Genomic DNA, 3,958 nt, shown 5'->3' on the forward strand with positions numbered 1-3,958 from the left:
TCGCGACAGCGCATGCCCTGCCAGATGCTCCGCAACGGCTGCGGTTTTGCGATATTGTCATTGTCGGCGCCGGGGAAGGGGCGTTTGAGGCCGGAAAAGCCTTTCAGCACCGCGATGACGATCACCACGCAGGCGACGATCCGCGCAAGCGCCATGCCGCTCGGCATCACGCGCACAAATGCCATGGTCGCCGCAAGGCCGATGCCGAAAAACACGGCGCGGGCGAGCAGGATGCCGAGGCCGACCGCGGGCAGGGCCTTCAGTCCGCGCTGATAGCGCCTGTCGGCGAAATCCAGCATTCGACCCGAAGGCAGAGAGAAGAGCAGGAAAACGAGCGCGGCGTATGCCGCCGCGATACCGGTACTCAAAGGCATTCCTCCATCCGCAATGATCATAAAAAACCTCGCGGCGGAAAAGGTCAATCGGCGGGAGCGATTTCCTGACCGATTTCCTCCATTGCGGCAATGAACCACGGCGTTTCGATATCGAAGCTGCCGCCGCCCTTGATCCGGTCGAATTCGATCGTGCGCAATTGTCCGCTGCGTTCGACATCGTGGCCGGTCACGCCCGAAATGCCGTCCAGCGCGCTTTCCACGGCAAGGTCGACCATCGAGTGGATCAGCCGCAGATCGTCATTGTTGGCCGGGGCGGAACGGGCGTAATAGCCGGACTTTTGGACCATGGCGCGCTCGGCGCCGAGCAGCGCGGCGAACTGCTTGGCGAACCAGTCGCCGACATTGATGGTGTCGAGCTTGACATGGCCGAAGGCGTCGCGGGTGACCGCTGCACCCGATGCCTCGCGCTCGGCGACGATCGCCTCGAGGCAGGCGCCTTCGGAAACGAACAGCGAGACGGTGCCGTTGCGGTCCATGACCTCCTTCAGGCGCGCGGCTTCCTTTTCCAGATCGAAGGCGGTTTCCGGCAGATAGACGCCGTCGATCATCTTCATTGCGCGGTTCATCAGCATGCCGTCGACGAACTCGGCCGATTTGATCCGGTCGAGATAGGCGCGCGCGGTCGCCGCCGTCAGCCAGCCGCAGCTCCGCCCCATCACCTCGTGGATGATCAGCGTGCGGGGCGCGGCGCTCTGTTCGTTCGAGATATTGTCGAAGAAGGCCGCGCCGTATTCGGCCGCGGTCCATGCGCCGAGCGTCTGGCGGATCGGCTTGACGTCGTTGTCGACGGTTTTCGGCAGGCCGACCACGGTCAGGTCGTAGCCATTGGTCTTGAGATAGGCGGCGAGATCGGCCGCAGTCGTATTGGTGTCGTCGCCGCCGATCGTGTGGAGAATGGTGATGCCGTCCTTGGTCAACTGCTCGGCGGCGACCTGCAGCGGATCGGCGCCGGCCGGCACCAGGCCGCGCTTCTCGCAGTCCTTGCGGTTGGTTAGCTTCACCCGGCTATTGCCGATCGGCGAGCCGCCGAACTTGTGCAGCAGATGGGCCTGCTGGCGGATATTCGGGGTGATCGGCATGCTGTCGCCGGTCAGAAGCCCGGCATAGCCGGAGCGATAGGCGATGATCTGGGTGTCGGGCGCGATGTCCGAATAGCGCTCGATCAGCCCGCCAACGGCGGAGGAAAGGCAGGGGGCAAGCCCCCCGGCGGTGAGCATGGCGACTTTGTGCTGGGACATCGGACCTCTTTCCTGGCTGCGACTTTGCGCCATGGATGCGTCAGCCGCGCCGGGGTGTAAAGACCGTTCAGCAATAAAATCGGTTTGACGGACCGGAGTGCAACAGGAAATGAAGGGACGGACGCGAGCGGAGATTGCTCGCGTCCGTGTGACCGGTACGGGCATGTGCTAAGCGGCGAACCTCACCACCTGACCTTCAGCCCGACATTGCCGCCATAGCCGTATGAGCCGGTGGAAAACCCGGTGGAGGCGGTGAGTTCTGCGAAGGCGGAGTATCTGAGCTTGCCCGCCTGCCAGTCGATCGATCCGCCAAAGCCGATCTCGCCGGTGAAGTCGTCGGGTTCCGAGGAGAAGTCGAGCACATCGGCGACCGTCGCCGTGGTCTTGCCGAGGAACTCGTAATAGAGATTGGCGAGGCCGTAGATATTGGCTGCGCGCGCCTGGCCGTTGACGTCGGTCCAGGCGCTTTCCTTCTCGATTGACAGACCGACGCGCCCGAGCAGGCTCTGGCCGTCGTCGAAGTTGACATCGTCGGAATAAGCGCCGGTGAAGCTGTCGACGGAGACCGAGGCGAAGGAAAGCTGGGCCTGCGGGGTCAGCGAAACGCCGTCGCCGATGCCGAAAGCCTGCCCGGCCTCCAGCGACAGCGCGTAGCCGAAGGCATCGCTGTCGTCAGGGGAAAGCGGCAGGTCATCGGCCTTCAACTCGCTCGAATACCAGGTGAGGGCGGCCTGGGCATCGGTATAAAAACCGTTTGTGCCGAACCATGTCAGCGTGCCGCCAAAGCCGTAGCCATCAGGATGGATCTTGCTGTCGCCATAGCGCGAATGCACCTTGGCCTCGCCGGTCTGGTAATGGGCGGTGAAGCCGCCGACAAGCGCGCCGGCCGCACTGTCGAGGAACAGCCCGTCGAGCCCGGCCTGCATCTCGAAGCTCGACATGTCGTAGTCATAGCCGGTGGTGGAGGATTGCGGATCGAAATGATCAAACCCGCCGCCGACGCGCCCCCAGACGGCATCGAGCGCCGGCCCCGCGGTAATCGCCGCGCCACCCTCATAGCGCCCGCCGGAACGCGTCTTGAGCGAGGGCAGGCGGGTCATTTCGAGGAGCACGGACTGATAGGCCTCGTAAAGGGGGACGTAGGGTTGAAGCGTCAGACCGGCGTCGATCAGCTCCTTGATCGTTGCCCGATGGATGAATTCGTCATCGAGGAAGGCCGCTGCGTTGGCGGGTGCTGCAGGCGTCAGTATGAAACCGGGCGGAAGCTGTTCAGATGGGCCCAGGAGCCCATCCGGGAAGTATTCCAGCGTATAGGCGAGCGCCGACACCACCAGAGATCCGTTTAAGAGATGAAAGGCCTCCGGATCGATATCTGCTTCAGGATTGACTGCAACTAGATTGAAGACGCGCGGCGTACTCGACGGATTGAATGGGACGACCAGCATGGTGGTGCTGCCCGAAACATTTCCTGCCGTTATCAAAGTGTCGCTGACGCCCGACGGGTAAAAGTCAGCATTCAGCGAAAGGGCTCCGCCATTTCCATTATAGCTGCTTTCGGTTGTCAAAGTGCTGCCGATTACCACCGGATCGATCAGAATGACGCCGGAATTATCAAACGGCCCGCTGAAGACCACATCGCCTGACTGGATGGAGAAAGTGCCTCTCGGCGTTACGGTGAGGCTGGCCTCGATCCGTGTTGCGACATTCAGCGTTTGCGGTGTGATTTTCCAGTTGCCCTCACTCGCAACGGTGATCTCGCCAAACGGATGATTGCCGGTGGAGTCAGTGAAGCCATTGAGGCTGAGCGCCGTCCCGCCATTGGAGGCCATATAATATATGCCACCTTCAAAACTCACTTTTTCGAAGTTGGTGATCTTCGTTCCTTCGAAGTTATAAATGGTGCCGTTCTTGAAGGCCAACGTATCGGTGCCATCGCCGCCGTCGAAAGTGGCGGCAAAACCGGTTGTGCCGGAAATCCCAATTTCCACACTGTCATTACCGCCTTGGCCGTAGTATCCGTCCTCGAACGTGCCGCCTGACCAGGTGAAACTGTCATCGCCCGGATAGGTGACATCGTACGAGTTGCCGCGCATACTGTCGTAATCGCCGTAGATATTGCCAGTCAAAGAGCCGCCGGAAAGTGTGAAGGAGGACGGTCCCCCGCCAAGCATGACGTCACCGGTTACCGTGCCGGCGGTGCTAACCAGCATCTGATTGTCCGGGGCATCATTGAGGTTGATGATGGAATAATACGCGTTGGATGCATCCAGGGTCATTTGTGAGCCGATGGTGATTGAGGTCGTTAGAGGTGGCTCGGGAAATCTG

3 protein-coding genes are annotated in these 3,958 nt (G+C 61.2%); all 3 read right to left on the reverse strand.

Annotated features, from left to right (window positions below):
- A partial coding sequence (locus B4E36_RS14700) for a hypothetical protein (protein WP_345900512.1) occupies positions 1-374 on the reverse strand: 374 nt, incomplete at its 3' end.
- 44 nt (positions 375-418) lie between these two features.
- Positions 419-1,633: a pyrophosphate--fructose-6-phosphate 1-phosphotransferase gene (locus B4E36_RS14705; RefSeq protein WP_292055102.1), complete on the reverse strand. Its 1,215-nt coding sequence runs from the start codon at positions 1,631-1,633 to the stop codon at positions 419-421.
- A 182-nt stretch (positions 1,634-1,815) separates the two neighbouring features.
- Positions 1,816-3,909: an autotransporter outer membrane beta-barrel domain-containing protein gene (locus B4E36_RS14710; RefSeq protein WP_345900513.1), complete on the reverse strand. Its 2,094-nt coding sequence runs from the start codon at positions 3,907-3,909 to the stop codon at positions 1,816-1,818.
- Positions 3,910-3,958 lie beyond the last annotated feature (49 nt).

It is taken from the genome of Martelella sp. UBA3392, from assembly GCF_002358775.1.
Lineage (GTDB): Bacteria > Pseudomonadota > Alphaproteobacteria > Rhizobiales > Rhizobiaceae > Martelella > Martelella mediterranea.